Genomic DNA, 23,361 nt, shown 5'->3' with positions numbered 1-23,361 from the left:
GGGGGCCAGCCGTTGGCTTAGCATGGTGCGATATGCCTACCCAGCCCACTACCGCTACCGCCCCTTGCTCTAACACGATCCCGCCCAGCCTGCCCGTGGTGCTGGTGCTGGCCTCCGGACGGGGCGAGCGGTTTGTGGCTTCGGGCGGCCAGGTGCACAAGCTGCGTGCGCTGCTGGCCGGGGTGCCTGTGCTCCAGCACACGCTGGCCGCCGTGCGCGCCAGTGGGCTGGCCTGGCACCTGGAGGACGTGGGCCATCCGGGCATGGGCGATTCGATTGCTGCGGCGGTGCGGGCCACGGCCGGTGCAGCGGGCTGGCTGGTGTTGCCGGGGGACTTGCCACTGGTCCGGCCGGACACCTTGCGAATGTTGGCCCAGGCCGTGGCGGGAAGCGCCGTGACCGTGCCCTTCTTCCAGGGCGAGCGGGGTCACCCTGTAGGGTTTGGCGCGCAGTGCCTGCAGGACCTGCTGGCCTTGTCAGGCGAACAAGGCGCGGCCAGCGTGGTGCGCCAGTTTGCGCAGCAGGGGCAGGTGCAGAACCTGGCGGTGGCGGATGAAGGCACGGTGACAGACATCGACACCGTGCAGGATCTGGAACGGGCTGAGCGCATCCTGGCGAGCCGCCAAATGGGCTGAAGTCAAAAACAAACCCGCCGACCATCTCTGGCGGGCGGGTTGCGGAGGCTGTTCAGCCCAGGGGGACCTGATTTTTTACTTGGCGACGATGACCGCACAGGCCAGGCGGGGACCGGCGTTGCCCGTGGGCTGGGTCTTGTAGTCGTCGGGGTCGCGGTGGACGATCAGGCCCTTGCCTGTGATGTCATTGGTGGGGCCTGCCACGCTGATGCTGCGCGATACAAAGCTGAATGCGGCCACGCCGTATTTGTCAGCCTTGAGGCTGGGCAAGTCGCCCGTGTGGTGCTCGCCAGCGCCATGGGCGCCGTGCGGTTTGCCGCCGGGGTTGTAGTGTCCGCCCGTGCTCATGCCGTCGCCACTGGAGCAGTCGCCTTTTTCATGGATGTGGAAGCCGTGTTCGGAGTCCGGCTTGAGACCGCGCACTTCCCCAGACACCTGCACCCCGTCGCCGGTCTGGACAAAGCTCACAGTGCCGCTGGTGGTGTTGCCACGGGTGGGCTCCAGCTTGGCGGTCACGCGGTTGCCAGACAGGTGTGACGCGCAGCCCACCAGCGCGACGGCGGCCAGGGACGACAGGGCAATAGCAAAACGAATCTTCATGGCTCCAACTCCTCCAGATGAACAACTAAAAAGAACGCGGTATTGAAACCGGCACAAGGGCACAGTCTCGCCACCTGCTGCACACGCGTCCAGCAAAAGTGTGCACTATGCCTCTTTTTGGGCCAGCGCAATCAGTCTTGCCAGGGCCCGGTCGTGGATGCCATGGCGGCGCAACTCATCGTAAGTGGCCTGGGCATAGTCCCGTGTGGTGCCGTAGCGGCCGCAGGCCTCGTCAAAAATGCGGCGGTATTCGTGGTCGGGCAGCTCGCCCGTGTGGTTGGGGCTTTTGCGCGACAGGGTGAAGGCCAGCGCACGCACGGGGCCCTGGGGCGTGTGGCAGGTGAGCCAGCGGGGGTCATAGACGCCGGTGGGCATTTCGCGCTGCCACAGATTGATGAGCACCTGGCGGGCATGCGCCTTGTCCACCCGGAACACCATGCCCCGGCAGCTGCCGCCCGAGAGCATGCCAAACACCAGGCCCGGGCATTCGGGCGTGCCCCGGTTGATGCGGCTCCACATCTTGAGCGCCCGGTGCCAGCCGTGCACTGTTGCCGGGCGGCGCTCGGCGTAGTCGAAATCCGGGCGCCAGATGAGCGAGCCGTAGCCAAAGATCCACAGGTCCTGGTGGCCGCCCCATTCATGCAGGGCGCGCTCCAGCATCGGGGCTGGGTCGCGCAGGGGCACGGGGAAATTCGTCATGGCTGCACTCTACAATCGAAAGCTTTGTTCAGCAGGCCGGGCCCAAGGCTTGGCCATTCGCTCATCTATTCATTCATCCATCACTCGGGGGATTTTCCATGTCCAGTTCTGACGACGATAGCCAACAACGTTTTGCCCTTGGTTTCCTGTTTGCGCTGATTGCGCTGGTGATTTCGGCCGTGGTGGGCACCGTGGTGGTGAAGCGCGTCGGCGCCTCGGGCGCGGCCAAGCCTGCGGCCACTGCCGTTGCGAGCAGCGCGCCAGCGGCACCAGTGGCTGCCGCTGTGGCAGACGAAGCCAGCGTGCGGGTGGAAAACGGTGTGGTGAAGTTCTACTTTGCCACCGCCAAAGCCGACCTGGCGGGCGGCGCCAACGAAGCCCTGGCCGATGTGGTCAAGGGTGTGGCCGAAGGCAAGAAGGCTGTGGTCTCGGGCTTTCACGACGCCACCGGCGACGCCGCCCTGAACGCCGAGCTGGCCAAGCAGCGTGCCTTTGCCGTGCGCGACGCACTCAAGGCCCTGGGTGTGGCCGAAGACAAGATCGAGCTGAAGAAGCCCGAAGAAACCACGGCCAGTGGCAGCAACGCCGAAGCCCGCCGCGTGGAAGTGGCCCTGGGTGCGCTGTAACGGCTGCACCCTGCGCTCCATAAAAAAACCCGGCAATGCCGGGTTTTTTTATGGTCAAAAATGCCGTCTGCGCGCATCCATCATGCCCAAGCAGCTACATTTTTGATAGTAGGCATCATCAACGCAGACCCTGGCCGCCCGCGCCCTCGGCGCGCTGAATCAGCTCTATCTTGTAGCCATCGGGGTCGGTCACAAACGCAATCACCGTGGTGCCCCCCTTCACCGGGCCCGCTTCACGCGTCACGTTGCCGCCCGACGCCTTGATCTTCTCGCACGCGGCATACGCATCCGGCACCCCCAGGGCGATGTGGCCGTAGGCCGTGCCCATCTCGTAGCTTTCCACACCCCAGTTGTAGGTCAGCTCGATCTCGGCCTGGCCGGGGTTGCCGCCTTCAAAGCCCAGAAAGGCCAGCGAGTATTTGTACTCGGGGTTCTCGGACTGGCGCAGCAGCTGCATGCCCAGGACGTTGGTATAGAAGTCAATCGAGCGTTGAAGATTGCCAACGCGCAGCATCGTGTGGAGGAATTTCATCCCTTCGATTGTGCAGGCATGTCAAAGACCAAGCAGGTGGTGGTGGCGTGGGCATACAGCGTGCCGTCCGGCCCCACCAGGCGAGCTTCGGCCGTTGCCAGCTGGCGCCCGCTGTGGATCACGCGGCCTTCGGCGCGCACGCGCTGCACCTTGGGGGTGATGGCCTTGACGAGGTTGATGCCCAGCTCGGCCGTGGTGTAGCCGCGCCCGGGTTCCATGCGCGTGTGCACGGCGCAGCCCAGGGCCGAGTCGAGCAGGGTGGCGAACCAGCCGCCATGCACCGTGCCCATGGGGTTGAGGTGTTCTGCGCGCGGCGTGCCCTGGAAGATGGCCGTGCCTTCGCCCACTTCCACGATCAAGAAATCCAGCGTCTTGGCAATGGCGGCATAGGGCAGCTCGCCACGCAGCATGGCCTGCATCTGCTGCAGGCCGTTCAGGTGGGCGATCTGCTCGCGCCGGGCCACGCCCGGGCCGGGGCCCGCGTCCAGGGTGGCGAGGATGTCGCGCTCCTGCGCCAGCCAGTGTTCGAGGTGGTTGTGTTGGGTCATGGGGTGTCCTGGTCGGTGCCGTGGTTGAAACTGATGACTTGCATATGCAATTATTGCAGATACAATTAAATCCATGCAAGCCGAAACCAGCCCCCTGCGCCTTGGCGCTTCTGTCGCAGCCACTGCAGTGCCGCAGGGCTGCACCAACTTCAAGCTGCGCCAGCTCATGCGCCGTGTGGCCAACCACTACGATGTGGAAATGGCCCGCTGCGGACTCAAGACCACGCAGTATTCGCTGCTGTCCCATGTGCTCAAGCTCGGGCCAATCCGCCCGGGCGATCTGGCGGCCGAGATGAAGATGGACGCCTCCACACTCACCCGCAACCTGCGCCCGCTGGTGGATGCAGGCTGGGTGACGCTGGAGGCGGGCACCGACGCGCGCAGCCGCCTGGTGCACATCACCGAGGCAGGCCGTGACAAACGCGCCGAGGCTCAGCGCCACTGGAAAGCCGCCCAGCTGGCCTTGAACGACGCCCTGGGTGCAGAACGCGTGGTGGCGCTGCATGCGCTGGTGGACGATTCACTGCAGTTGCTGGCTGCGCTGCCCAACCAGGAGACTGGCCATGGCGACTGACACCCAACCCACGCGCATGAAGTCGGCAGCGCCAACCCTGGCCCTGTGGCTGGTGCTGCTGGCCGCCGCAGGTACCTTTGCGCTGACCATGGGCACACGCCAGACCATGGGCCTGTTTCTGTCTGCTCTGAACACCTCCACCGCGCTGGGCATTGGCAGCATCAGCCTGGCGTTTGCCTTTGGGCAGCTGTGGTGGGGGCTGACCCAGCCTTTTGCAGGCGCGGTTGCCGACCGCATTGGCACCGGCCGCGTCATCCTGATTGGCGTGGCACTGGTGGCACTGGGCACCTTCATCACACCTTACATGACCAGCACCGCCGGGCTGATTTTTGCCATTGGTGTGCTGGCGGCGGGCGGGGCGGGCATGGCCGGCCCCTCGGTGCTGATGGCGGCCACGGCGCGGCTGGTGCCTGCGCACAAGCGGGGGCTGGCCAGCGGCATCGTCAATGCGGGTGGTTCGTTTGGTCAGTTCGTGATGGCGCCCATTGCCATCAGCCTGACAGCCGCCGTGGGCTGGGCCAACGCGATGCAGTGGCTGGGCGTGCTGGTGCTGCTGGCGCTGCCTGCGGTGTGGGTGCTCAAGGGCAATTCCAACGCGCTGGCGGCGCAGGCTGCTGCCGCATCGGGCCAGAAGGCGCTCACTGCACGCGAGGCCATTGCCCAGGCACTGGCCACACCGAGCTACCGCTATCTGGCGGCGGGCTTTTTAGTCTGCGGATTTCACGTGGCCTTCCTTGCCACGCATCTTCCAGGCGTGATCGCCGCCTGCGGGCTGGCCCCCGAGGTGGGCGGCTGGGCGCTGGCCGTGATCGGGCTGTTCAACATCGTCGGTAGCCTGGCCATGGGCTGGGCCGTGGGGCGCTGGCGCATGAAGTCGCTGCTGGCGCTGCTGTACGCCACACGGGGCATCGCGGTGCTCATCTTCTTGCTAGCGCCCAAAACGCCCACCGTGGTGCTGGTGTTTGCCGCCGTGATGGGCGTGACCTTTTTATCGACCGTCCCGCCCACGGCGGGCCTGGTGGCCAAGATGTTTGGCACGGCCAACATGGCGATGTTGTTTGGCATCGTGATGCTGTCGCACCAGATCGGCGGTTTTCTGGGCGCCTACCTGGGCGGCAGCGTCTTCCAGGCCACGGGCAGCTACGACTGGGTCTGGTACATCGACATCGCGCTGGCTGCCGGGGCCGCGCTGGTGAACCTGCCCATCCGCGAATCGCCGCTACCGCGCCGGACCGCTGCCGTTGCGGCCTGACCCCCCACGCATTTTTCTTCGACATCGAAAGCAACCTGCCATGACTTCCACCCTGGCGGCAGCCGCCGCATTGCCCGAAACGCACACCCCGCTGTACCTGGGCGACATGGCCGTGGGCGACCGCTACACCAGCGGCGAACACGCGATGGACGAGGCCCAGATCAAGGCATTTGCAGCGCAGTTCGACCCCCAGCCCTTTCACCTGGACGATGCCGCAGGCCGCGCCACGCTGTTTGGCGGGCTGGCTGCCAGCGGCTGGCACACGGCGGCCATCACCATGCGGCTGCAGGTGACCACGGGCCTGCCGATTGCGGGCGGCATCATCGGTGCGGGGGCCGAGATCAGCTGGCCCCGTCCCACCCGCGCCAACGATGTGCTGCATGTGGTGAGCGAGGTCATGGAGATCCAGCCCTCCAGATCCAAGCCTGACCGGGGCATGGTCACGGTGCGCAGCGAAACCCGCAACCAGCATGGCGACGTGCTGCAGCTGTCCACCGTGCGGATCGTGGTGCCACGGCGGCCCGGCGCAGCAACCGCCCCCACCGCAGCAACTGGGGCGGCTTCATGAGCACCGCATCGGCCGCCCCGGCGCTCGACCCACGCACGCGCATGCTGCTGGAGGCGCCCATCGCCCCCACCTTGCTGCGCCTGGCCATGCCCAATGTGCTGGTCATGCTGGCCCAGGCGGGCGTGGGCCTGATCGAGACCTACTTCGTGGGCCAGTTGGGCACTGACGCGCTGGCGGGCATGGCGCTGGTGTTCCCGGTGGTCATGCTCATGCAGATGACCTCGGCCGGTGCCATGGGCGGCGGCATTGCCTCGGCCATTGCGCGCGCGCTGGGCGCACGGCGGCGTGACGATGCCGATGCGCTGGTGCTGCATGCGCTGGCCATTGCGGCGGTGTTTGCGCTGGTCTTCACCGTGGGCGTGGTGGGAGGAGGGCGCTGGCTCTACACCCGCATGGGCGGCACGGGCGGGGCGCTGGAGGCGGCGCTGGTCTACTCCAACTGGGTGTTTGCGGGCGCGGTGCTGGTCTGGCTGTTCAACACCTTCTCGGCCGTGATTCGCGGCACGGGCAACATGGCCGTGCCTGCGTATGTGACGGTGCTGGGCGCCGTCGTGCTGGTGCCGCTGTCGCCGCTGCTGATCTTTGGCTGGGGCTCGCTGCCGGGCTTGGGCATTGCGGGCGGCGCCATTGCGCTGATGGCGTATTACGCAGTGGGCAGCGCGGTTCTGGCGGCCTACCTGTGGTCGCCACGCAGCCTGCTGCGGCCGTCGCTGGCGCACATCCGTTTTCGCTGGGCGCTGTTCAAGGACATCCTGCGGGTGGGCCTGGTGGGCACGGTCTCCACCGTGGCCACCAACCTCGCGATTGGCGTGACAACGGCACTGGTGGGCGGCTTTGGCACAGCGGCCATTGCGGGCTATGGCACGGCGTCGCGGCTCGAATATCTGCTGGTGCCGCTGGTGTTCGGCCTGGGCGCGCCCCTGGTGGCCATGGTCGGCACCTGCATTGGCGCAGGCCAGCGCGAGCGGGCGCTGCGCGCCACCTGGATCGGCGCCGCCATGGCCTTTGCCATGGCCGAGGCCATCGGGCTCTGGGCCGCCGCCTATCCAGCCACCTGGCTGCGGCTGTTCAACAGCGACCCGGCCATGCTCGAATCCGGCGCGCTTTACCTGCGCACCGTCGGCCCGGTCTATGGTTTCTTCGGCCTGGGCCTGGTGCTGTACTTCGCCTCGCAAGGGGCTGGGCGCCTGATGTGGCCGGTGATCGGCAACATCGCCCGGCTGGCGGTGGCCGTGGCCGGGGGCTGGCTGGCCCTGCGCTGGGGCGGCGGGCTGCAGGCCGTGTTTGCTGCGCAGGGCGGGGCGCTGGTGCTGTATGGGCTGATCAACGCCTGGGCCATTGCGGGCGGTGCCTGGTTTGGCCGGGTGGGCTGGCCGCGCAGCATGTCGGGGCTGCTGCGGCGCGTGGCGCAGGCTTGAAATATGACTAAAAAATGGCCCTACCGCCTGATGGTATTGCCTTTTAAGCTATCAATAAAATAGCATTGAATTACACCGGCACGGTGTAATTCAGCGTCATGCGGCCACCGTCCACCGTCACGATTTCACCCGTGACATAGCTGGCGGCGTCACTGGCCAGCCAGGCCACCACATCGGCAATCTCCGACGGCTCGCCCAGGCGCTTCATCGGCGTGCGGCTCATGATCTTGTGTTTGGCCTCGTCGCTGGTCAGTACCGCCTTGGCGGCCAGTTCGGTGGCGATGGTGCCGGGGGCCACGGCGTTCACGCGGATGTTCCTGTCGGCCAGCGCCAGTGCCATCACCCGCGTGAGCTGGTTCACGCCGCCTTTGCTCACGTTGTAGCTGGCGATGTTGGGAATGGCCAGCACGCCGTTCACCGAACTCATGTTGACGATGGCGCCGCCACCCGATGCAACCATGGCCCGCGCCACGGCCTGGCCCACCAGGAACGAGCCCTTGAGGTTGACCCGCAGCACGGCGTCAAAGTCCGCCTCGGTCACCTCCAGAAAATCCGCCGCGCGGAAGATGCCCGCGTTGTTCACCAGCACATCAATGCGCCCATGCGTCGCCAGCACCTGGGCCACCAGTGTATCTACCTGGGCCTTGTCGCCCACATCGCAGCGCACATACAGCGCGCCCAGTTCGGCAGCCAAGGCCTGGCCACGGGCATCGTCCACATCCACGATGACGGGCTTGCCACCTTCGGCGGCAAAGCGGCGCACGCAGGCTTCGCCAATGCCTTGTGCACCACCGGTGACGATGCAGACGCGGCCTGTGTGGCCAAAGTGGACGGAAGACGGGAGGGAGGGGGCAGGGCGTGAAGGATTCATGGGCGTGGATGGTAGCGGCTGGGGGAGGAGGGCAGCGCCGGAAACGCAGCAGTTTGCGCTGTTGTCAGCGCGTGAACAGGACGGCCAACTCTCAGCGGTCAGCGCACAGGCTGCCCGGCGCCGCCCCACTCCGGCGGTGGCTGCCACGCCCGGATCCAGTCGACCAGATCTGGCAGCGGCATGGGCCTGGCAATGCCATAACCCTGCAAACCATCACAGCCCAGGTCACGCAGGGCCTCGGCATGGGCGGGGGTTTCCACGCCTTCTGCCACCACGTTGCGGTGGAACGCATGGGCCAGGCTCACGATGCCGCGCACCAGGGCCCGGTCGCGCTCGTCATTGAGCATGTCGCGCATGAAGGACTGGTCAATCTTCACAATCTGAGCGGGCAGGCGCTGCAGGTAGGTGAGCGACGAATAGCCCGTGCCGAAGTCGTCGATGGAGCACTGTACGCCCAGCTCGTCCAGCCCCTGGATGACATAAGCCACGGCCGAGAGGTCGTTGAAGGTCTCGGTCTCCAGCAACTCGACCTCCAGAAACGGCTGGGGCAGGGAAGGGTGCTGCCGGATGAGCCGGCCGACTTCCTGCTGAAACCGGCTGTCGATGAGCGTGGGCACAGCGACGTTGATGCTCAAGGGCAGGGGGCTGCCCTGGGCGACGAGGGTGAGACCGGCCTTGAACGCGGCGGACAGCACCCAGTAGTCGAGCTTGCTGGCCGCAGGGGTGCCCACAATGTCATCCATGAAGGCTCCCGGCGCCAGCAGGCCCCGCTCGGGGTGGTGCCACCGGATCAGGGATTCCGCCCCAATGACCTGCCCATCGGAGATCCTGACCTTGGGCTGGAAGAACAGCTCCATCTCGCCTTGCTGCAAGGCGTCTTCGACCAGCTTGGCCGTGTGCCTGCGCGCCTGCACCCGCTGGCCCTGCTGGATGTCGAACACCACGATCCGGTCCTTGCCTTGTTCCTTGGCCGCATACAGCGCCAGGTCTGCGTGGCGCATCAGGCCGTCGGCGTCTGCCAAATCATCGGGGTAGAAGGTGACCCCGGCGCTGCAGGTCAGGCGCAGCTGCGCGTTGTCCAGCACCGCCGTCCGCGCGAGCGCCTGGCGCAGGGCTTCCAGCCGTTGCAGGGCGGCCTCGGTGTGTGCGCAGTCTTTGAGTGCCACGGCAAACTCGTCGCCGCCAATGCGGCCAATGAGGTTGTCCGGCCCCGCCTCGGCCCGCAGGCGCTGGGCAAACACGCGAAGGAACTGGTCCGCCAGCGGCTGGCCCCATTGCTCGTTGAGGTCCTTGAACTGATCGATGTCCAGCAGACACAGAACCAGGATGCCGGCGGCGTCGGTGTGCTTCTGGAGGGCCGCGTTGAGTTCCTTGGCAAACAGGCGGCGGCTCGACAGGCCGGTGAGGGCATCGTAGTTGCCAAACTGCTGCAGCGCCTGCTCCAGGCGGCGCTGTTCGGTCACATCCTTGCCCACCGACACCCACTTGCGCACCACGCCGTCCGGGTCCTTGATGCCTTCGATGGTGACTTCAGAGACAAAAGCCTCGCCATTCTTGCGGCGCCGGACCAGCTCGCCATGCCATCGGCCGTCCCGCTCGATAGCATGCGCCACGCGGCGCAGGAACGTGGCTTCGCCCCCTTCGTCAATGCGCAGGACGGCGGACGACTTGCCAATCAGCTCTTCGCGCGAATAGCCCAGCACGTTGGTGTAGGTCGGGTTGACATCCAGCACGGTGCCATCCGGCTGCACGATGGCGATCGTGTCCTTGCTATTGACAAACACGCTGGCGGCCTGGCGCGCTTCGGCGAGCATGGTCTTCAAGGTTTCGGCCGTCTGCTCCAGGGCTTCTTCGCGCTGGTTGAGCTTTTGCGTGTTGTCGAGTAGAAACCCCAGCAGCACCGTGCCGATGGGATAGATCACCACCACCGCCATCCAGGACCGTGCGGTGACCGCTCGGGCGATCTCCGGCGGCAAGGTTTGTATCGCCAGCATGCCGCCCACCGCCAGGCTGAAGCCCAGCCCAACCAGCCAGAACCCGTCGGACCAGGCGCCAAAGCGCTGCCTAGAAAAGTAAGGCCTGTGGCGCTGCCAGAGCCAACCGATGCCCGTGGTCAGAACAATGCCCACCATGGCCGGGCCACTGCCGATGCCCCCAAGGCTGAGCCGGTAGGCACCAAGCACCGCCGCACACAGCAAGGCCCCCAGGGGCGACAGATAGGCACCTGCCAGGCCCGCCATCACCAGCCGGGCATCAACAATCACGCCCTCGGCCAGCCGCAGCGGCACGAGCATGGTCAGGATGCCGGTCAGCCCAAACATGAGCCCCGTGATCGATGGCAACCATCGCTGACGCGACTTCCTGATGCTCAGATCAGGATGGCGCAGCCCGCTCAGGACAATGCTGTACAGCGCGGCCAGAAAACACAGCAGGCCCGCGTTCATGCCCATGTCCCGGATCAAAGACGTGGTGTCAATGTTCATGGCGCCTAGTGGTGCGGTAGGTGGGTCATCATAGGGAAAGACGGCGCGGTTAGGCTGGTCTATGGCGTTCGCAAAAGATAGCCTTTAGTAGATACGATGTATATTATGTTAAATGGCTGTTGCGCTATGAATAACGTAGCGCACTTTGCATACTAGGTGCGCGGTAAGCCCGGATTTGGCCCACAAAATCCGGCACTTCCGGCCACTGCTTTGTAAAGTTTTGGTAAAGATGGTTTGCCTATGTTCCGAGCACCATCACAGGCCGGGTTACCGCCGCTGAAAACCCTGCTTTCCGACATTCCAGCAACCACCCTGGAGATTGCCCGGCACCTGGCAATCCCATTCGATCAGATGGCCGCGTATCACGCAAAGGAAGAAGCGCCACGCGCCGTGATGCTGGCCCTGTTCTGGGAAAGCCGGTGGGGCCGCTCCGCCGCCGACTGCGAGGCCGTGAACTGGGCCGCTCTGCAGCACCACCGCGCACAGATACTTGAACGTGAAAATGCCGCCCTGAGGCGGCAAATTGAGTCCTTGGAGTTGCAGCTTTCCGAGGGCACCGGCACGGCGGCCAATGCCCCGTTCTACGCTATCGGCGCTTCTTGAATTGGCCCTTCTTGGGGCCGGACTTGTGGCGAGGGGGCATGCGGCGACGTGCCATGGTGTTTCTCCTGTCAGGTGTGCGCGCCTGGCTCTCCCCAGGACTCACGGATGTACGAGCGGACGCCAGGGAGCTGGCGCATCAGGTAGGCGGCGATCAGGGCGCCGCCCAGCAAGATCAGGGCTTCACGGCCGAACTCGGCCGGGGTGGGGATGATGGCTTTGATGTTCACTGGCTGACTCCCAGGCGTTCGAGCAGCAGGTCCATTTGGGTTTCCAGCTTGGTCAGGCGGCTTTCGGTGCGCAGGATGTGGCCCAGCATGGGCAGCATCAGCAGGTTGAGCCAGGGGAGCGCTTCGGCGACGGTCATGGTAGGAGTCCCTCTTGTTGGATTTGGATTGCCACTTCGGGGGCCTGCTGCGGGCCCGTGGCGGCCCACGAACTGGCGCCCCCTGCCCTCACCCCCAGCCACATCACCCAGGCGCGCCAGGCGCTGACGCCGCAGGCCTGGCAGGCCTCACGAAACACGGCGTCAGCCGTGGCCCGCTCCACCTGGTGGGTGGTGTACAGCCAGTCATGCACCACGGCGGCCGCGTGGGCCAGGCCACCGGCCAGGAAGTAGGCCACCGGCAGGCGGGGCACGCTGGCCAGGTCGGTCACGAAGCCCTGGGGCACGTCCACCTGGCCGATCAGGTCCGAGCTGTAGCCCAGGCGGCCCAGTAGCCGCCAGGTGCCCCGGCCGTCGCGGCTGGTGTCTTCGAGGCGTTCGAGCTGCAGCGCGGTGGTGAACTTCACTTCTTGCTTTCGTCCTGGTGGATCACGCGGGTTTGCGTGATGGCGTCGGCGTTGTAGCTGGCCGTTGCCACCCAGGAAACATGCAGGCCGCCGCAGCCGGACATGGTTGCGAGTGCTGCAGCGATGGCGATTGCCAGAACGGTCTTTTTCATGGGGTCACCTGTAGATGGAGTGCGCGCCGACGGGGGCGATGTAGGCGCTGGGGTTGTTGTAGCGGGGACCATTGGGGCCTTGCGGGGTCACATCCCAGCCGCTGGGCACGTAGAACGCCCAGTTCTCGCCCGTGTTTTCCGGGCGGGGTTCTGGGTGAGTGACGTTGTAGAGCCAGGTGCCCAGTGTGTCCGAGCCATCGGGAAACAGGGTGCTGTTCACGCCCTGATAGATCACGTTGTTGTTGTTCCAGGGGGTGACGGCCCAGGCCCCATCCCTCACCGCCTGGCTGGTGGCATCCCAGGCTGCGCCAGCGGCATCGCTGGCAGCGCCCGCGATCCGGCGCACGGCCCAGACGGCCAGCAGCACGCCGCCGATCATCAGGGCGCCCTTGACGAGCAGATCACCGGAGACGGGGGCGATTTTCATCACCAGGCCGTCACACCGTGGCGGGACGCGTGGTCCCGTACTTCACGGTCGGTGAGCTTGAATGCGGATCCGAGGGTCTGCAGTGTGTCCATGTACGACAGGCCCTGGCCTTTGGCTGCTTCGAACACGGTCTGTGTGCCCGAGTCGCTCATGAGGTCATGCTGTGTGGCGAAGGCGCGCACGCCGTCCAGCTCTGCCACCTTGGCAGCGTCTGTGATGGGAATGCCGTTTTTGCCCTGGCCCACATCGGACCAGAGCCAATAGGCCACATCGGCGGGCGGTGCATCGCTGCCCACGCCCACGAAGACGCTGGCGGCCCCGGAGCCCACGGGCTGCGGTGGCAGGACTTGTGCGGGTTTGGTGTTGATGGCCGCACTGTCCACGGCAGCGGGCTTTGCACTTGCTGGGGATGTAACTGGCGCAGGGCTGGCGCCCCAGGTACCCGCGTAGCTGGCGCCGTTCAGGGTGTTGGCAGCGGCAGTGACGCCCGCCGTATCCGCGCTTCGGCGCAGGTAGATCAGCAGGCCGATGCCCGCCACCGCCGCCAGTCCCATGATAGTTTTTCGCTCCATGTTCAGGCCATCGCGTAGTACTGATCAAAGTAGTCAAACGCCGATACGTTTATCGGGTTTGCCGCGATGCCATCGTTTGCCACGTAGGCGCTGGGGTTGTTGTAGCGCGGGCCATCTGTCCCTTGCGGGGTCACATCCCAAGGGGTTTGCGCGCGGCCGTCATAGGTGCCCAGCAGAGGCACAGAGCCCGACGAACCGCCCAATCGACTGAACAGGCCGCCCAGTGCATTCGCGCCCGCTGCCAGCAGGTTTGCCCGCTCTTGCGTGGTGGTGGTTGGCCGCGTGGCGTAGGCTGGCTGCGCAGCGACACGCCGGGTCATCAGGTAGTAGGCACCGATGCCAAGCACGGCCAGCAGCAGCAGGTTGTTTGGTCCGGGGGAAGTTGCAGCGCTCATGGTCAGGCCTCAGTGGTGATACCGCCCGCGCTGGCGTAGGCATTCAGCAGGGCGGAAAGTTTGCGTTCTGGTTGGTTGTAGCCAGCGCCTGGCAGGCTGGCCCAAATCTTTGCCACCTTGCCGATGGCGCGCGCCGTGCGACCGGCCTGCACATCGGCCAGGGCGCCACGCTCGCGGATCAGCTCCACGGCCGCCGCGTCCTGGCTGGCTGGCGAGAAGTCCGGCAGGCTCAGGCGGTTGCGCAGGCTGTCCCAGGTGCGCGCCAGCAGCTGATATCTACCGGCCGCCGTGCTGTAGGTATCGCGGAATGGCACCCGCACGCGGGGGTGGTCGGCGAAGTCGCTGAAAGTGCCGTAGCCGAACAGGATGTTGTATCCGTCATCGCCCCGCCCTGCCGTGCCCTCAGCAAACGCGATCATGTCCAGAAAGGCGCGCACGTTTGCCGCCGCCACATCGGGCGCCACGTTGGCCGGGCTGTAGGTGCTGGGGTTCACGTTCACGATCAGATCCTCAAAAACGTTGGTGGTCTGGTCTGGCTCATCACCGCCCCAGGCCGGAACGAGGTCTTGCCACCCTTCGGGCAATATGCCGTCCCAGGCCGCGCCGCCCGTGTTGCTGGCTTCGCCCTGGCGCCTGGCCAGATCGATCGCCACCAGCACCACCGCGCAAGCTGCTGCCAGGAATAGAAGGCGACTCATGGGGCATAGACAGCCACGTAGCCAGGCCTGGCCAGCGTCATTGCCGCCCCTGCCTGGTCCGATGTGGTGATATAGACCACAGTGGCCGAAGTTGCCCCCGCCACCGACCAATGCACCCCGCCAAGCTCCTCATCCACGACAAACACACCGCCATTCACCGAACTTGAGAGGTTGACTGTGACGGACCCCGCCGCCACGACGACCGAAGCCACACCCGAGGACGCATTCAGCACCCCCGTACTACTGAACAGCGCCCAGGCCTTGAGCTGCAGCCCCGGGAACCGGTTCAGCACAGCCGACGATGCAGGCATTCCCATGGGTTACCCCTCCACGATCAAAACGTTGGCATTGCTGGCGATGGACCCAATGATGTGCACGGCTTGCGTGGACACCACCGCCCCCGATTCATAGGACTGACCAGGGGGGATCAGGATGCCCGTGGCAGTCGTCGCCGCAGCACCAAAGCGCAGGTACAAGATGCCCGACACATCGCGGTTCTGCACGGCGATGTACTGGCGCGCCGCGTTGGCCGCCACGTGTTGCGCGCTGGCGTTTGTCACCGTCACGCTGGTGTGCGTCATGCCGCCCACGCGGGCCACCACGTTGCTGGAAATGGCCGCCGAGCCGCTCACGCCGTCGATAAACTTCTGATCCCCGATCACCACGCGCAGCACGTTTGTCCCGCCCGTTTTGTCGGTGAACAGCAGGCTTTGAAACGGCGACTCTTCCAGCCCCTGGCCCGCAGTGAGGCCACTCAGGCGCCCCCAGTTGCCCAGCACATCCACAGCGCCCGAGGCGGCCAGGATCTTGAAATAGTCCCCTTGGACCATCAGCCGGTACGAGCCGCTGGCCGGTACCGTGAACTCGTAAATGTCGGTGGGTTTGAGGCTCATTTTTTGACCGATGCGTAGGCAACCACGGCCATCGCAAGGATGGCCCCTATCAGAATCTTGTCGGTGAGCGCGCCCCGCCCTTTGGCGTCTGCATAGGCGTCTTTCACCAGGCCTGTAGACAGCTCAAAAGCATTGGCCGCCTTGTTCATGGCCGCCGTGCCCATGCCCAGCGCGCCGCCCAGCGCATCGGTGGCGAAGTTGTAGGCCGCCGTCGTGTTGCGGGTTGCGTTCTGGTCCGCGAAGGCCAGCGCATCCGAGCTGGCATCCAGCGCCGCCGCCAGGGCCTTGCCGCCGAAGCCGAGCGCGCTCATTACCGACTCGTTGCCGAAGTCGAAAGCGCTGGTGACGGTGTTGCCCGCGAACAGCAAGGAGTTGTTCAGGGCCTCACCATCCAGGGCGTTGATCGTGACGGTGGAGCCGCCCTCAGCGGACGCCCCGCCCTGCCCGATCACGCGCCGGTTGTCGGTCTGGCTGGTGGCCTGTGAGGTGCTGCTTTTACTGCTAGACATACAAGCCTTTTGTCATCACCACGCCGGTTTGCGTCCAGCCGTGGCGGGCGCACTGTTGCGCCACGTGTTGGTGCTTGGTGCACATGGCGACCTGCGCCGCACCCAGGCGCCCGGCGATATCGCACAAGGCGGCATCCAGGGCGCCGGATTGCATGCGGTCCCCCAGACTGACCAGCCCGACCACATCCAGCCGGGTGCCCAGTGCCAGGCGCACGGGCCGCACGGCCAGCAGCGCATGCGCCCCGGCCTGGGTGAAGTCGAACAGGTAGGAGCCGCCCAGCACATCGCCCGCCGATTCCAGCGGGCCCCATGGGCTGGCCTCCACGGATGGCAGCAGGGCCGCCACATGGTCCGCAGTCCACACCGGGACGGGGTTCACTTGCGCAGCAGGTACCACGCCGCCACCCCCGCCGCGATCAGCAGCCAGTTGATCCCGCCCGAGGCGGTTTGCAGCCCGCCGCCCGAGCCGCCCAGGTTTACCACCCAATCCCCGTTGCCAGATGCCGAGAACTGGGCGCCGCTCTGGTCCATGCCCGAGCTTGCCGAGCTGGAGAGCGACAACGGCGGCAGGCCCATGCCCATGCCGACGCCACCACCGCCAGCGAACGGCAGGGAGAACGAGAGCCCGGCCATGGGTCAGCCCTTCATGAGCAGCACGGCAGCAGCGCCGATGCCGATCAGGACCACCATGGGCGAGATGTACAGGCCGCCGCCGCGCGTGGTGGCGATGGGCGTGCCCTCGACGGCCACGCCGTAGGGGCCAATCGACTGATACTGGCCCGTCTGGTTCCAGCTCCAGCCATCTTGCCCCGCTACCGCCTGGTCATATCCCGCCAGCGCGCCCGAGAACGCGCCCACGAAGTACCGCAGCGGGCGCAACGCGTCCTGTTGCGCAATGAGTGCGTTTTGGTCCATGGTCAGTAGGCCGCGTAGGGCAGCAGTTCTTCGGTTTCGATGGTGATGGTTTCACCAGCGGAGAACGTGCCGTAGAAGATGGCCGAGCGGATGCCGACAGCCAGGCGGGTATCCCAGGTGCGACCCGAGAGCTGGCCGTCCTGCACCGGGTCAAACACCACCAGATTGGCCTGCGGCACCTTGAAGTTGTCCTTCTGGGCCGCTTCGTTCTGCAACTTGGTCAGCTCGTGCTCCGTCACGCCTTCGCGCACGGTCTTCAGGGCCGTCATGTTGGCGCTGTAGATGTACACGCGGCGGTAGTTGGAGCCGCCGCCCACGGGATCGATGTGGGGCAGCAACAGCGCAAAGGTGCCAGCGGCGCCGATCACCTGCGTGACGCGGTGGCGCCGGGCGATCAGGCCACGGATACCCTTCTCCTCATCCGAGCCGTTTGGAGGCGACACATCGGCAAAGCCGACCAGCGTGGGGCCGGTGGCGCCCGCGATGGTCACCTCGAAACGCAGCGTGGTGATACCCGAGCCTGCGGACAGGTCGATGGCACCGGCCTGGCGCGCGTTGGGCGTGATGGCCTTGCGGTCCATGAAGTCAATCTTGAGGACCGTCACATCGGAGGCGCCGCCGTTGTACAGGTTGGAGGCTTCCAGCTTGGAGCCGTCAGACTCCCAGATCACCTTCGCATTGGCCTTCAGCTCCATCTTGGTGATCATGGACTTGGTGAAGGTGCCGCCCAAAGTGAGGGTCAGCTTTTCCAGCACCGAGCCGAGCAGCTTGTTCAGGTCCGAGATCGCGACCCCGGAATTGACAACGTTCTGGAACGGATCAAGGGCAATTTGCTTGTTCATAGCGTGCCCCGATCAGTTCAGTGCGTCTTGGATGTAGGGCACCTGGCGGGCCACGATGACACCGGCCACACCGAGCGCCATGGTGCGCGCGGCCGGGTTGTCGATGAACTTGTACGCGGCGAAGCAACCGCCCAGCGCGATTGCAATTTTGGTGAGCTGGGAAGTGGTCAGGTTCATGTCGGGACCTCAGGCATCCGGGGTTGTTGAAACGATGCCCCGATGACAACCCCGGCCCGACAAAATGCAAAACGCACCGCCTAAGGCGTTGCGCCTAAGACCCTTGTTTTACGGCCTTCCCCCGCTGTGAAAAAGTGAGCACGCCGCGTTTGATTTCCGGCGATGTGTCGCGTTTTTCCAACCAGTGCAGGGGTGGCAGGCCGCTGATCTCGGCCGCGCTGATGCCCCACTGCTGCGCGAACAGCTTGGCCGCGCTGACGTTGCCCAGGCGGCCGGTGTGGATCAGGTCACAGTTGCCCAAAAAGGACTTGTCCACCTCGGTCGGCGTCTGGCTGGCGCCGATGATGCTGATGGACTTTTTGCCCTCGTCGTAGGACCGGCCCACGTTGACGATCTTGCGCCAGGCCCCGGGCGCCCGGCTGGCCTGTGTGACCTCGGCCAGCTCATCCACGAACATCACCACGTTGCCCTCACGCCAGGCCAGCGCGCAGAAGGCGGCGAACTGCTCGTGCTGGTCACAGTCATGGTTCATGAGGTAGCGCGCCTGGAAGGCCTTCGCCTTGCAGGCCCTCACGAACTCGGCCCAGTCCCGGTAGCCGGTGCCCAGATCCTGCAGCGTGTGGTCATGCTTGGGGTCCCACACCATCAGGCGCCGGGGCTTCATGGCGCGCAGTTGCTGCAGGGTCCAGGCGGTTTTGCCGGTGCCGGTGGCGCCGAACACAGCCCAGCGGAACGGCTTCACGCGGATTCCTTCACGGGCACGGCCTCCACGGTGCGGCTGTGCTTGTCCAGGGCCGTGACGTAGCCCATGGCCAGGGGCACCAGTGACACCACCAGCATTGCCAATTCAGGGTTGCGCCCTGCCAGCTCAGACAGGCGCGTCATGTACCGCTGCAGCACTGGGGCAGCGGCATCGGCCGGGCCGCGCAGCACCTCGTCGGGCCACTCCTCCATGATTTCCGGCATGCTCTTGGCAATGGCCGAGCGCACGGCCCGCAGGCCCGCAAACACGATCTTTGCTACGCCCAGGCTCACGGCCTGCAGCATCTGTGCCTCTTGCGCTGCAGCCTCGTCGGCCGCGGCATCCTGCGCCGCCTGGCCCGCGCCGAGGGCTGGGCCATCGACTGGGGAGAAGGCCAGGTTTTCGAGGTTGTCGGTGGGTTCTTGTGGTGTTTTCATGGACTACCCCAGCAGGGTGTGTTTTTTTCCGGCCGTGTATGGCGGCGCCAGTCGATTCGCCCGCTCAGGCGTCATCGGTTCAGCAGGTAACGGAGGGGGGTCGTTTTGGTACTGGTCCCCCTCGTCATCCAGGCGCGTTTGCGCCATCAGATCGCGGTGGGCTTTGGTGCCCAGCGGCGCCCAGCGTTCGGTGCCGCACTTGTGGCACTTGGCTTGCAATTTGCCCCCGCCCGTCTGGTTCACCGTGGCATCGGTGCACGTGCAGGCGGGGTTGCAGCATGGGGTTTCACCGATGCGCGGCATCACAGCGCCTTCAGGTCTTCGACGGCGACGGCGACATAGTTGCCATCGGTATCGAACTTCACCACCACCTCTTCGGGCACGTCCTGGCTCACCTCGTACACGGTGCCAGCCTGGCCGAAGCGCTCATGGTCTTCGCGCTTCACTTGCACGGCAGTCCAAACAGAAAAACGGTTCATTTTTTCACTCCAGTTGATTCCGGGAACCGCCCGGCGCGGCTTCAAACCGCCTGAACACCCCCAGCTTCGGCCGAAGGCGCACAACCGGCGCAAAAGAGGACCGCGCACCCGGATCAGGGCGCGTACAGTTATTGACATGAATCCGAGTGCTCGCCGCTGCGCGGCTGCGCTCAAAAACCACGGCGCCCAGGGCCAGCGCCCGCGCCTTTGCAGCTGCCACAGCAGCCGCCTTTTCTTGCTCGCCTGCGCCCGGCGCAGCCACCACCGACGCACAGCCCATCAACCACTGCGCGCGCTCTGAATGCACACCGAACAACACCGGCCGCTCCACGGGGGCCGCGTGCTTCATGTGGGCCATGTGCTCAGGCACAAACAGCTCAACGCCCGCCGACCACACGCCAACGGTGCGATCTGGCGATGGCTCGCCGTACTTGGTTTTTTTGCCCTGCTTTTCTTTGATCAGCTTCACGCGCAGCGCTGCGCGGCAGGTGTGCACGCCGCCCTGCGCCTTGGTGTACTTGGCCCAGGCCAGCGACTGCACGCCGGGCTCTACCTTCGCCACGTTCATTGCGCTGATAGCCTCGCGCAGCGGCTGCGGAGCCGTGTCCGGCACGTTGTCCGGGTGCACGCGGCGCAGCTCGCGCCATATGCCCACTGGGGCGCCGCCCACCTGCTGAAACTGTCGAATGCGCCACGTTTTGGCCCAGGCCCGCACGCGCTGCGAGCTGGTCACTGCATCGTTGCCAAACAGGTCCACGCCCACGCCGTGGCCGTCTATGTTCTTGCTGATGTACTTGATGACATAGCCCACCGCCGAGCCGCGCGCCCAGTCGATCAGCTCGAAATCGACGCGGTATTGCTCTGCCCCTGGTTCGTCTGGGCTGTCGTTGTCCAGAAAGTAGGCCAGGAACAGCGCCCGCAACATCACCTGCGTGTCTAGCCCATCCGTGCTGTGCGGCATGAACAGCAGCAGATGCCAATGGGGCGTTCCATCGTGCTGCGGCTCAGCGATGCGGAATCCGTACCACTCCAGGCCGCACCGTGCCGCCATGGCCCGGCACCTGGCCCACTGCCTGGCCAGGTAGTCCTGTCCATCGCGCGGGGTCAGGTCTTCATACTTCCGGTTGTCCACCACCTGGCCGCTGGCCGTTGTTTTGGCCGCGTGGAACCGGCTGGGGCAGGTTACCGTGACCATCATGGCGAAGTGGCCGCACTCCTTGGCGATCAGCTCAAATCCAGCAATGCGCGTCAACAGCTCATGGCGCCGGATTTCCTGATTCGCCACACCCTTGGCGGCCAGCTCTGCCAGGCGGTACGCCTGCGCGTGGTCATTGACGGCTACCACCGTGTCTAGCACCGCCGTGCAACGCAAGTCCCCCGCCCTGCTGCGCTGTACCGCGTCATCGCTGCAGTACAGGCCCGCCGTCTTGCGAACCAGGCCAATGCCCACGGCCACGGCTTCGACAGTGCGGGCATGCAGCCTGCGATAGACCCGGCGCCAGAACCGCGCGCACTCCATGCGGGCCACGGCCCCCGGCCGGTGTTTGGCCTTCTTCCAGCGCCACACATCCAGCAGGCCACGCCGCGCCAGCAGGTGGCGGGCAAAGAATGCTTGCAACCGCACAATGCCGCGCTCGCACATGCCCTTAGCGCGGGCCACTCCGGCCACCAGCCTTAGGCGCCGCCCAAAGTCGCGCGCCGTAATGTCGGCCTGCTCGCAGATTTCGCTATCTGAGGCATCGGGCCTAAGGCCCCCTCTCTCAGACGCACAGAGCTTGTCCACCACCTCAGCCCAGCGGCTCAGGTTCTCAGGCGTGGATTTGCGGCCCAGCTTGTCGCGCAGCCGGGATTGCCAGGACAAGGGGAAGCGGGCCACCTGAGTGTTCAGGCGGATGCGTTCCCAGGTCAGGAACAGGGAGCCCGCGTAGTTGCGGGAGGCGCGGCCGGTAGTCATGTATTCACCCGGACCAGCGTCCCGAAATCATCAACGACCGCGCAGTAATTCCGCGATGCCGTGAGCCAAAAGGGCGTGCCCCACGGCCCCCACTCGGCCACCACCCAGTGCATAGGCATTGCACAGCGCGAGCGGTACCAGCCTGCAGAAGCACTTCGCCCATGGCAGCTCAGAAACGCCGCGCTGCTCATGCAAACTCATCATCAGGAAACCACCGCACAGGCCGACGCTCTGGCCGGTAGTGCTGGCGGAATTGCTGGCGGCAGGAAGCGGCCAGGGCCATGCGGGCCTGGTGTTCAGCGTTCAGGCGCTGCACCTCAGCCTCGGCACTGGAGCGCTCCCAGTGTTCAGACAGGGCCACCAGGCCCGCGCTGGCGTGGTGGTAGGCGACGGCGTAGCCGGTGGGGATGGCGAGCAGGAGGTATTTCATGGCCGCGCCTCGATTCGCGCATTCAGCAGCGCTTCCACGATGTCATCGAGCTTTTTCATCGTGATCGAATAGGAACGCATGAAAGGCCCCGCCTTCACGCCCACGTGCACGGCACCGCCGCGCTCTGCTGTGATGACCAGCGACACAGCAGCCGCCAGCATGATTTCTTTGTGGAAGGCCATGGCTCAGCCCCCCGCCGCTACAGTGGCGGTTTTCACAGGAGAACCGACATGCGCAGACCCACCAAGGGCGAGATATTGACCAACGCCGCTGGCAAAAATTGGATCGTGGCCGACATCCGCACCATGAACGACTTCGCGGATGACCTTGAAGAGGGCGAGGAGCTGGACCCGAACTACTTCCAGATCGACATAGTTGAAGGAACAGACCCCGACGACATCGACGCCGACGCTTTCGAACTTGACAACACCAGCCTGCCGGAATTCCTCGAACAGCGCGGCCTTGTCATGTGACACCTCGACCGGCTCACGGTGCGAACTCCAGATGAGCCGCCCGCCGATCCAACGGCAGAGATAGAGGCGCCCAGCGAACCGGGTATCCATTGCAAGTTTCATGATCGTCGATTCCCTTCGCCGGTCCCCACGTTGACGCCCCACAAGGGGCCAGCGGAGGGCGGGGGAACCGACGAAAGTGACCGCCCCGGCCGCTGACGGGATGGACTGTAGTCGGGTTGCTTTTGACGTGTCAAACGATGCACGACGTCGCGCGGGTTTGCGCGTTGCACGTCAACCGACTGCCGACTACCATGCATCACCCCCTAAGACACATCTCCTAAGGAGCCGACGAAATGAAAGCAGCAGAATGGATTGACAAGGCCAAGAGCCTTCGAGGAATCGAGAGCGACTACGGCATAGCAAAGGCCATCGGCCTAAGCAGGCAAACGGTTTCTAGCTATCGAAATAAGATCGCCACCCTTGACGAAGAGACCGCCGTGCGCATCGCAAAATTCATAGGCGCACCGCCTGAGGCGATCATCTTGGATCAGGCCGCCGAGCGCGTGAAATCGCCCGAGCTGCGCGCCGCCCTGCTGAAATCAATCCAGCGTCTGTATATTATGTAAAATATCAAAATCATCGGAGAAGGCCGTTCCTTCTTGCTCCAACATCCGCTGAAGGGAAAACGTCAAGGCTGATGAAGGGAAAACGTCAAGCCTCACGGCCGGTCGATAGATTCAACGCAATCGCTGGACCAACATTGGCTAGTTCGATCGATTGCTCGCTTTAGCTCGTGCTTTGCGAGTTTTCACGGTGGACTGCACCGGATCGCTGGTCGGGATCGTCGGCAATCGATCGCGCAGTTCGCTGAGGACGGCGAATATCTCCGTGCTGCGCTGCTCAAGCTTTGCTCGCAGGTCTTTCGTCTCTTCTCTAAAGGCTTGTAGGTCTTTGACCAGTGAATCGCCCCGGTTTTGAACTGACCCCCAGAAGTTGGACGGTCACGATTCCGCCGATTAGGCGGTGCTTCTCAATCGGTATTCCACCGGACTGAGCCCCTGCAGCCGGAGCTTGATGCGCTCGTGG

38 protein-coding genes are annotated in these 23,361 nt (G+C 65.1%); 9 read left to right on the top strand and 29 right to left on the bottom strand.

Features of this window, described 5'->3' with window-relative positions; translation table 11 throughout:
* Nucleotides 1-32 precede the first annotated feature (32 nt).
* On the top strand, nucleotides 33-635 hold the full coding sequence (locus ACYZGB_RS15285) for a nucleotidyltransferase family protein (protein ID WP_462389455.1): 603 nt from the start codon (nucleotides 33-35) through the stop codon (nucleotides 633-635).
* Between the two features lie 75 nt (nucleotides 636-710).
* On the opposite strand, the gene ACYZGB_RS15280 is transcribed toward ACYZGB_RS15285, so the two are convergent.
* Both ACYZGB_RS15280 and ACYZGB_RS15275 read right to left on the bottom strand, forming a co-directional pair.
* Nucleotides 711-1,235 (bottom strand): superoxide dismutase family protein, encoded by a 525-nt coding sequence (locus ACYZGB_RS15280; protein WP_462389454.1) that lies wholly within the window; start codon nucleotides 1,233-1,235, stop codon nucleotides 711-713.
* A 105-nt stretch (nucleotides 1,236-1,340) separates the two neighbouring features.
* Entirely contained in the window at nucleotides 1,341-1,934 is a 594-nt protein-coding gene (locus ACYZGB_RS15275; RefSeq protein WP_462389453.1) for a gamma-glutamylcyclotransferase, read from the bottom strand.
* 98 nt (nucleotides 1,935-2,032) lie between these two features.
* On the opposite strand from ACYZGB_RS15275, the gene ACYZGB_RS15270 reads away from it, so the two are divergent.
* A complete protein-coding gene (locus tag ACYZGB_RS15270) occupies nucleotides 2,033-2,560 on the top strand; it encodes an OmpA family protein (RefSeq protein WP_462389452.1) in 528 nt (175 codons plus the stop codon).
* Between the two features lie 118 nt (nucleotides 2,561-2,678).
* Here the strand turns inward: ACYZGB_RS15270 and gloA are convergent, their stop codons facing one another.
* Together gloA and ACYZGB_RS15260 are read right to left on the bottom strand one after the other, a co-directional pair.
* Nucleotides 2,679-3,092 carry a lactoylglutathione lyase gene (gene gloA, locus ACYZGB_RS15265; RefSeq protein ID WP_462389451.1) on the bottom strand — a complete coding sequence of 138 codons (414 nt, stop codon included), beginning with the start codon at nucleotides 3,090-3,092 and terminating at the stop codon, nucleotides 2,679-2,681.
* Nucleotides 3,089-3,640 (bottom strand): PaaI family thioesterase, encoded by a 552-nt coding sequence (locus ACYZGB_RS15260; RefSeq protein ID WP_462389450.1) that lies wholly within the window; start codon nucleotides 3,638-3,640, stop codon nucleotides 3,089-3,091. The genes gloA and ACYZGB_RS15260 overlap by 4 nt, the downstream gene beginning before the upstream one ends.
* A gap of 73 nt (nucleotides 3,641-3,713) precedes the next feature.
* Here ACYZGB_RS15260 and ACYZGB_RS15255 point away from each other — a divergent pair, with 73 nt between their 5' ends.
* From ACYZGB_RS15255 to ACYZGB_RS15240, 4 genes are read left to right on the top strand one after another with little or no spacing between them, the layout of a single operon-like run.
* On the top strand, nucleotides 3,714-4,214 hold the full coding sequence (locus ACYZGB_RS15255) for a MarR family winged helix-turn-helix transcriptional regulator (RefSeq protein ID WP_462389448.1): 501 nt from the start codon (nucleotides 3,714-3,716) through the stop codon (nucleotides 4,212-4,214).
* Nucleotides 4,204-5,466: an MFS transporter gene (locus ACYZGB_RS15250; RefSeq protein ID WP_462389446.1), complete on the top strand. Its 1,263-nt coding sequence runs from the start codon at nucleotides 4,204-4,206 to the stop codon at nucleotides 5,464-5,466. Before ACYZGB_RS15255 ends, ACYZGB_RS15250 begins: the two co-directional genes overlap by 11 nt.
* Nucleotides 5,467-5,506: 40 nt before the next feature.
* Complete coding sequence (locus ACYZGB_RS15245) at nucleotides 5,507-6,034, top strand: MaoC family dehydratase (protein WP_462389445.1); 528 nt, start codon at nucleotides 5,507-5,509, stop codon at nucleotides 6,032-6,034.
* Entirely contained in the window at nucleotides 6,031-7,452 is a 1,422-nt protein-coding gene (locus tag ACYZGB_RS15240) for an MATE family efflux transporter (RefSeq protein WP_462389443.1), read from the top strand. The genes ACYZGB_RS15245 and ACYZGB_RS15240 overlap by 4 nt, the downstream gene beginning before the upstream one ends.
* Nucleotides 7,453-7,522: 70 nt before the next feature.
* On the opposite strand, the gene ACYZGB_RS15235 is transcribed toward ACYZGB_RS15240, so the two are convergent.
* Together ACYZGB_RS15235 and ACYZGB_RS15230 are read right to left on the bottom strand one after the other, a co-directional pair.
* The gene (locus tag ACYZGB_RS15235; RefSeq protein ID WP_462389441.1) at nucleotides 7,523-8,323 is read right to left on the bottom strand and encodes an SDR family NAD(P)-dependent oxidoreductase; all 801 of its coding nucleotides are present in this window, start codon (nucleotides 8,321-8,323) and stop codon (nucleotides 7,523-7,525) included.
* Nucleotides 8,324-8,421: 98 nt separating this feature from the next.
* Nucleotides 8,422-10,806, bottom strand: coding sequence for an EAL domain-containing protein (locus ACYZGB_RS15230; RefSeq protein WP_462389440.1), 2,385 nt, complete (start codon nucleotides 10,804-10,806; stop codon nucleotides 8,422-8,424).
* Nucleotides 10,807-11,046: 240 nt separating this feature from the next.
* Between ACYZGB_RS15230 and ACYZGB_RS15225 the strand changes: the two genes are divergently transcribed.
* Nucleotides 11,047-11,409: a hypothetical protein gene (locus tag ACYZGB_RS15225; RefSeq protein WP_462389438.1), complete on the top strand. Its 363-nt coding sequence runs from the start codon at nucleotides 11,047-11,049 to the stop codon at nucleotides 11,407-11,409.
* A 68-nt stretch (nucleotides 11,410-11,477) separates the two neighbouring features.
* On the opposite strand, the gene ACYZGB_RS15220 is transcribed toward ACYZGB_RS15225, so the two are convergent.
* The 23 genes from ACYZGB_RS15220 to ACYZGB_RS15110 form a co-directional block, all read right to left on the bottom strand.
* Nucleotides 11,478-11,636, bottom strand: a complete 159-nt coding sequence (locus ACYZGB_RS15220; RefSeq protein WP_462389436.1) for a hypothetical protein — start codon at nucleotides 11,634-11,636, stop codon at nucleotides 11,478-11,480.
* On the bottom strand, nucleotides 11,633-11,773 hold the full coding sequence (locus ACYZGB_RS15215) for a hypothetical protein (RefSeq protein WP_462389434.1): 141 nt from the start codon (nucleotides 11,771-11,773) through the stop codon (nucleotides 11,633-11,635). Before ACYZGB_RS15215 ends, ACYZGB_RS15220 begins: the two co-directional genes overlap by 4 nt.
* Complete coding sequence (locus ACYZGB_RS15210) at nucleotides 11,770-12,198, bottom strand: DUF1353 domain-containing protein (RefSeq protein WP_462389432.1); 429 nt, start codon at nucleotides 12,196-12,198, stop codon at nucleotides 11,770-11,772. Before ACYZGB_RS15210 ends, ACYZGB_RS15215 begins: the two co-directional genes overlap by 4 nt.
* Nucleotides 12,195-12,350, bottom strand: coding sequence for a hypothetical protein (locus ACYZGB_RS15205; protein ID WP_462389431.1), 156 nt, complete (start codon nucleotides 12,348-12,350; stop codon nucleotides 12,195-12,197). The genes ACYZGB_RS15210 and ACYZGB_RS15205 overlap by 4 nt, the downstream gene beginning before the upstream one ends.
* A 4-nt stretch (nucleotides 12,351-12,354) precedes the next feature.
* Complete coding sequence (locus ACYZGB_RS15200) at nucleotides 12,355-12,777, bottom strand: hypothetical protein (RefSeq protein ID WP_462389429.1); 423 nt, start codon at nucleotides 12,775-12,777, stop codon at nucleotides 12,355-12,357.
* Nucleotides 12,777-13,349, bottom strand: a complete 573-nt coding sequence (locus ACYZGB_RS15195) for a hypothetical protein (RefSeq protein ID WP_462389427.1) — start codon at nucleotides 13,347-13,349, stop codon at nucleotides 12,777-12,779. The genes ACYZGB_RS15200 and ACYZGB_RS15195 overlap by 1 nt, the downstream gene beginning before the upstream one ends.
* Before the next feature lie 2 nt (nucleotides 13,350-13,351).
* On the bottom strand, nucleotides 13,352-13,744 hold the full coding sequence (locus ACYZGB_RS15190) for a hypothetical protein (protein WP_462389425.1): 393 nt from the start codon (nucleotides 13,742-13,744) through the stop codon (nucleotides 13,352-13,354).
* A gap of 2 nt (nucleotides 13,745-13,746) precedes the next feature.
* Nucleotides 13,747-14,442 carry a glycoside hydrolase family 24 protein gene (locus tag ACYZGB_RS15185; protein WP_462389424.1) on the bottom strand — a complete coding sequence of 232 codons (696 nt, stop codon included), beginning with the start codon at nucleotides 14,440-14,442 and terminating at the stop codon, nucleotides 13,747-13,749.
* On the bottom strand, nucleotides 14,439-14,759 hold the full coding sequence (locus tag ACYZGB_RS15180) for a hypothetical protein (protein WP_462389422.1): 321 nt from the start codon (nucleotides 14,757-14,759) through the stop codon (nucleotides 14,439-14,441). The genes ACYZGB_RS15185 and ACYZGB_RS15180 overlap by 4 nt, the downstream gene beginning before the upstream one ends.
* 3 nt (nucleotides 14,760-14,762) lie before the next feature.
* A complete protein-coding gene (locus ACYZGB_RS15175) occupies nucleotides 14,763-15,335 on the bottom strand; it encodes a hypothetical protein (RefSeq protein WP_462389420.1) in 573 nt (190 codons plus the stop codon).
* Nucleotides 15,332-15,844 carry a hypothetical protein gene (locus ACYZGB_RS15170; protein WP_462389419.1) on the bottom strand — a complete coding sequence of 171 codons (513 nt, stop codon included), beginning with the start codon at nucleotides 15,842-15,844 and terminating at the stop codon, nucleotides 15,332-15,334. Before ACYZGB_RS15170 ends, ACYZGB_RS15175 begins: the two co-directional genes overlap by 4 nt.
* On the bottom strand, nucleotides 15,837-16,223 hold the full coding sequence (locus tag ACYZGB_RS15165) for a hypothetical protein (protein ID WP_462389418.1): 387 nt from the start codon (nucleotides 16,221-16,223) through the stop codon (nucleotides 15,837-15,839). The genes ACYZGB_RS15170 and ACYZGB_RS15165 overlap by 8 nt, the downstream gene beginning before the upstream one ends.
* Nucleotides 16,220-16,477 (bottom strand): hypothetical protein, encoded by a 258-nt coding sequence (locus ACYZGB_RS15160; RefSeq protein ID WP_462389417.1) that lies wholly within the window; start codon nucleotides 16,475-16,477, stop codon nucleotides 16,220-16,222. The genes ACYZGB_RS15165 and ACYZGB_RS15160 overlap by 4 nt, the downstream gene beginning before the upstream one ends.
* 3 nt (nucleotides 16,478-16,480) lie before the next feature.
* Complete coding sequence (locus ACYZGB_RS15155; RefSeq protein ID WP_462389415.1) at nucleotides 16,481-16,759, bottom strand: hypothetical protein; 279 nt, start codon at nucleotides 16,757-16,759, stop codon at nucleotides 16,481-16,483.
* A gap of 2 nt (nucleotides 16,760-16,761) precedes the next feature.
* Nucleotides 16,762-17,601 (bottom strand): major capsid protein P2, encoded by an 840-nt coding sequence (locus ACYZGB_RS15150; protein ID WP_462389413.1) that lies wholly within the window; start codon nucleotides 17,599-17,601, stop codon nucleotides 16,762-16,764.
* Between the two features lie 12 nt (nucleotides 17,602-17,613).
* Entirely contained in the window at nucleotides 17,614-17,778 is a 165-nt protein-coding gene (locus tag ACYZGB_RS15145) for a hypothetical protein (protein ID WP_422849582.1), read from the bottom strand.
* Nucleotides 17,779-17,872: 94 nt separating this feature from the next.
* Nucleotides 17,873-18,520 (bottom strand): hypothetical protein, encoded by a 648-nt coding sequence (locus ACYZGB_RS15140; RefSeq protein ID WP_462389410.1) that lies wholly within the window; start codon nucleotides 18,518-18,520, stop codon nucleotides 17,873-17,875.
* On the bottom strand, nucleotides 18,517-18,957 hold the full coding sequence (locus ACYZGB_RS15135; protein WP_462389409.1) for a hypothetical protein: 441 nt from the start codon (nucleotides 18,955-18,957) through the stop codon (nucleotides 18,517-18,519). Before ACYZGB_RS15135 ends, ACYZGB_RS15140 begins: the two co-directional genes overlap by 4 nt.
* Nucleotides 18,958-18,960: 3 nt before the next feature.
* Nucleotides 18,961-19,260 (bottom strand): hypothetical protein, encoded by a 300-nt coding sequence (locus ACYZGB_RS15130; protein ID WP_462389408.1) that lies wholly within the window; start codon nucleotides 19,258-19,260, stop codon nucleotides 18,961-18,963.
* Nucleotides 19,260-19,436, bottom strand: coding sequence for a hypothetical protein (locus ACYZGB_RS15125; protein WP_462389406.1), 177 nt, complete (start codon nucleotides 19,434-19,436; stop codon nucleotides 19,260-19,262). The genes ACYZGB_RS15130 and ACYZGB_RS15125 overlap by 1 nt, the downstream gene beginning before the upstream one ends.
* A gap of 4 nt (nucleotides 19,437-19,440) precedes the next feature.
* Nucleotides 19,441-21,390 (bottom strand): replication endonuclease, encoded by a 1,950-nt coding sequence (locus ACYZGB_RS15120; RefSeq protein ID WP_462389405.1) that lies wholly within the window; start codon nucleotides 21,388-21,390, stop codon nucleotides 19,441-19,443.
* A 187-nt stretch (nucleotides 21,391-21,577) separates the two neighbouring features.
* Entirely contained in the window at nucleotides 21,578-21,820 is a 243-nt protein-coding gene (locus tag ACYZGB_RS15115) for a hypothetical protein (protein WP_462389404.1), read from the bottom strand.
* Nucleotides 21,817-22,002, bottom strand: coding sequence for a hypothetical protein (locus ACYZGB_RS15110; protein WP_462389402.1), 186 nt, complete (start codon nucleotides 22,000-22,002; stop codon nucleotides 21,817-21,819). The genes ACYZGB_RS15115 and ACYZGB_RS15110 overlap by 4 nt, the downstream gene beginning before the upstream one ends.
* Nucleotides 22,003-22,050: 48 nt before the next feature.
* On the opposite strand from ACYZGB_RS15110, the gene ACYZGB_RS15105 reads away from it, so the two are divergent.
* Together ACYZGB_RS15105 and ACYZGB_RS15100 are read left to right on the top strand one after the other, a co-directional pair.
* Complete coding sequence (locus tag ACYZGB_RS15105; protein WP_462389400.1) at nucleotides 22,051-22,293, top strand: hypothetical protein; 243 nt, start codon at nucleotides 22,051-22,053, stop codon at nucleotides 22,291-22,293.
* Nucleotides 22,294-22,628: 335 nt separating this feature from the next.
* Nucleotides 22,629-22,901: a helix-turn-helix domain-containing protein gene (locus ACYZGB_RS15100; RefSeq protein ID WP_462389399.1), complete on the top strand. Its 273-nt coding sequence runs from the start codon at nucleotides 22,629-22,631 to the stop codon at nucleotides 22,899-22,901.
* Nucleotides 22,902-23,361: the final 460 nt, after the last annotated feature.

This window comes from Acidovorax sp. Q11, assembly GCF_054950075.1.
Note: the sequence above shows the minus strand (reverse complement) of the source record. Positions and strands in the feature narration are given on the sequence as shown.

Excerpts from the sequence above, each read along its gene's own strand:
- ACYZGB_RS15285 (WP_462389455.1), top strand. The coding sequence starts at position 33 with ATGCCTACCCAGCCCACTACCGCTACCGCCCCTTGCTCTAACACGATC.
- ACYZGB_RS15280 (WP_462389454.1), bottom strand. The coding sequence starts at position 1,235 with ATGAAGATTCGTTTTGCTATTGCCCTGTCGTCCCTGGCCGCCGTCGCG.
- ACYZGB_RS15275 (WP_462389453.1), bottom strand. The coding sequence starts at position 1,934 with ATGACGAATTTCCCCGTGCCCCTGCGCGACCCAGCCCCGATGCTGGAG.
- ACYZGB_RS15270 (WP_462389452.1), top strand. The coding sequence starts at position 2,033 with ATGTCCAGTTCTGACGACGATAGCCAACAACGTTTTGCCCTTGGTTTC.
- gloA (WP_462389451.1), bottom strand. The coding sequence starts at position 3,092 with ATGAAATTCCTCCACACGATGCTGCGCGTTGGCAATCTTCAACGCTCG.
- ACYZGB_RS15260 (WP_462389450.1), bottom strand. The coding sequence starts at position 3,640 with ATGACCCAACACAACCACCTCGAACACTGGCTGGCGCAGGAGCGCGAC.
- ACYZGB_RS15255 (WP_462389448.1), top strand. The coding sequence starts at position 3,714 with ATGCAAGCCGAAACCAGCCCCCTGCGCCTTGGCGCTTCTGTCGCAGCC.
- ACYZGB_RS15250 (WP_462389446.1), top strand. The coding sequence starts at position 4,204 with ATGGCGACTGACACCCAACCCACGCGCATGAAGTCGGCAGCGCCAACC.
- ACYZGB_RS15245 (WP_462389445.1), top strand. The coding sequence starts at position 5,507 with ATGACTTCCACCCTGGCGGCAGCCGCCGCATTGCCCGAAACGCACACC.
- ACYZGB_RS15240 (WP_462389443.1), top strand. The coding sequence starts at position 6,031 with ATGAGCACCGCATCGGCCGCCCCGGCGCTCGACCCACGCACGCGCATG.
- ACYZGB_RS15235 (WP_462389441.1), bottom strand. The coding sequence starts at position 8,323 with ATGAATCCTTCACGCCCTGCCCCCTCCCTCCCGTCTTCCGTCCACTTT.
- ACYZGB_RS15230 (WP_462389440.1), bottom strand. The coding sequence starts at position 10,806 with ATGAACATTGACACCACGTCTTTGATCCGGGACATGGGCATGAACGCG.
- ACYZGB_RS15225 (WP_462389438.1), top strand. The coding sequence starts at position 11,047 with ATGTTCCGAGCACCATCACAGGCCGGGTTACCGCCGCTGAAAACCCTG.
- ACYZGB_RS15215 (WP_462389434.1), bottom strand. The coding sequence starts at position 11,773 with ATGACCGTCGCCGAAGCGCTCCCCTGGCTCAACCTGCTGATGCTGCCC.
- ACYZGB_RS15205 (WP_462389431.1), bottom strand. The coding sequence starts at position 12,350 with ATGAAAAAGACCGTTCTGGCAATCGCCATCGCTGCAGCACTCGCAACC.
- ACYZGB_RS15200 (WP_462389429.1), bottom strand. The coding sequence starts at position 12,777 with ATGAAAATCGCCCCCGTCTCCGGTGATCTGCTCGTCAAGGGCGCCCTG.
- ACYZGB_RS15195 (WP_462389427.1), bottom strand. The coding sequence starts at position 13,349 with ATGGAGCGAAAAACTATCATGGGACTGGCGGCGGTGGCGGGCATCGGC.
- ACYZGB_RS15190 (WP_462389425.1), bottom strand. The coding sequence starts at position 13,744 with ATGAGCGCTGCAACTTCCCCCGGACCAAACAACCTGCTGCTGCTGGCC.
- ACYZGB_RS15185 (WP_462389424.1), bottom strand. The coding sequence starts at position 14,442 with ATGAGTCGCCTTCTATTCCTGGCAGCAGCTTGCGCGGTGGTGCTGGTG.
- ACYZGB_RS15180 (WP_462389422.1), bottom strand. The coding sequence starts at position 14,759 with ATGGGAATGCCTGCATCGTCGGCTGTGCTGAACCGGTTCCCGGGGCTG.
- ACYZGB_RS15175 (WP_462389420.1), bottom strand. The coding sequence starts at position 15,335 with ATGAGCCTCAAACCCACCGACATTTACGAGTTCACGGTACCGGCCAGC.
- ACYZGB_RS15170 (WP_462389419.1), bottom strand. The coding sequence starts at position 15,844 with ATGTCTAGCAGTAAAAGCAGCACCTCACAGGCCACCAGCCAGACCGAC.
- ACYZGB_RS15160 (WP_462389417.1), bottom strand. The coding sequence starts at position 16,477 with ATGGCCGGGCTCTCGTTCTCCCTGCCGTTCGCTGGCGGTGGTGGCGTC.
- ACYZGB_RS15155 (WP_462389415.1), bottom strand. The coding sequence starts at position 16,759 with ATGGACCAAAACGCACTCATTGCGCAACAGGACGCGTTGCGCCCGCTG.
- ACYZGB_RS15150 (WP_462389413.1), bottom strand. The coding sequence starts at position 17,601 with ATGAACAAGCAAATTGCCCTTGATCCGTTCCAGAACGTTGTCAATTCC.
- ACYZGB_RS15145 (WP_422849582.1), bottom strand. The coding sequence starts at position 17,778 with ATGAACCTGACCACTTCCCAGCTCACCAAAATTGCAATCGCGCTGGGC.
- ACYZGB_RS15135 (WP_462389409.1), bottom strand. The coding sequence starts at position 18,957 with ATGAAAACACCACAAGAACCCACCGACAACCTCGAAAACCTGGCCTTC.
- ACYZGB_RS15130 (WP_462389408.1), bottom strand. The coding sequence starts at position 19,260 with ATGCCGCGCATCGGTGAAACCCCATGCTGCAACCCCGCCTGCACGTGC.
- ACYZGB_RS15125 (WP_462389406.1), bottom strand. The coding sequence starts at position 19,436 with ATGAACCGTTTTTCTGTTTGGACTGCCGTGCAAGTGAAGCGCGAAGAC.
- ACYZGB_RS15120 (WP_462389405.1), bottom strand. The coding sequence starts at position 21,390 with ATGACTACCGGCCGCGCCTCCCGCAACTACGCGGGCTCCCTGTTCCTG.
- ACYZGB_RS15115 (WP_462389404.1), bottom strand. The coding sequence starts at position 21,820 with ATGAAATACCTCCTGCTCGCCATCCCCACCGGCTACGCCGTCGCCTAC.
- ACYZGB_RS15110 (WP_462389402.1), bottom strand. The coding sequence starts at position 22,002 with ATGGCCTTCCACAAAGAAATCATGCTGGCGGCTGCTGTGTCGCTGGTC.
- ACYZGB_RS15105 (WP_462389400.1), top strand. The coding sequence starts at position 22,051 with ATGCGCAGACCCACCAAGGGCGAGATATTGACCAACGCCGCTGGCAAA.
- ACYZGB_RS15100 (WP_462389399.1), top strand. The coding sequence starts at position 22,629 with ATGAAAGCAGCAGAATGGATTGACAAGGCCAAGAGCCTTCGAGGAATC.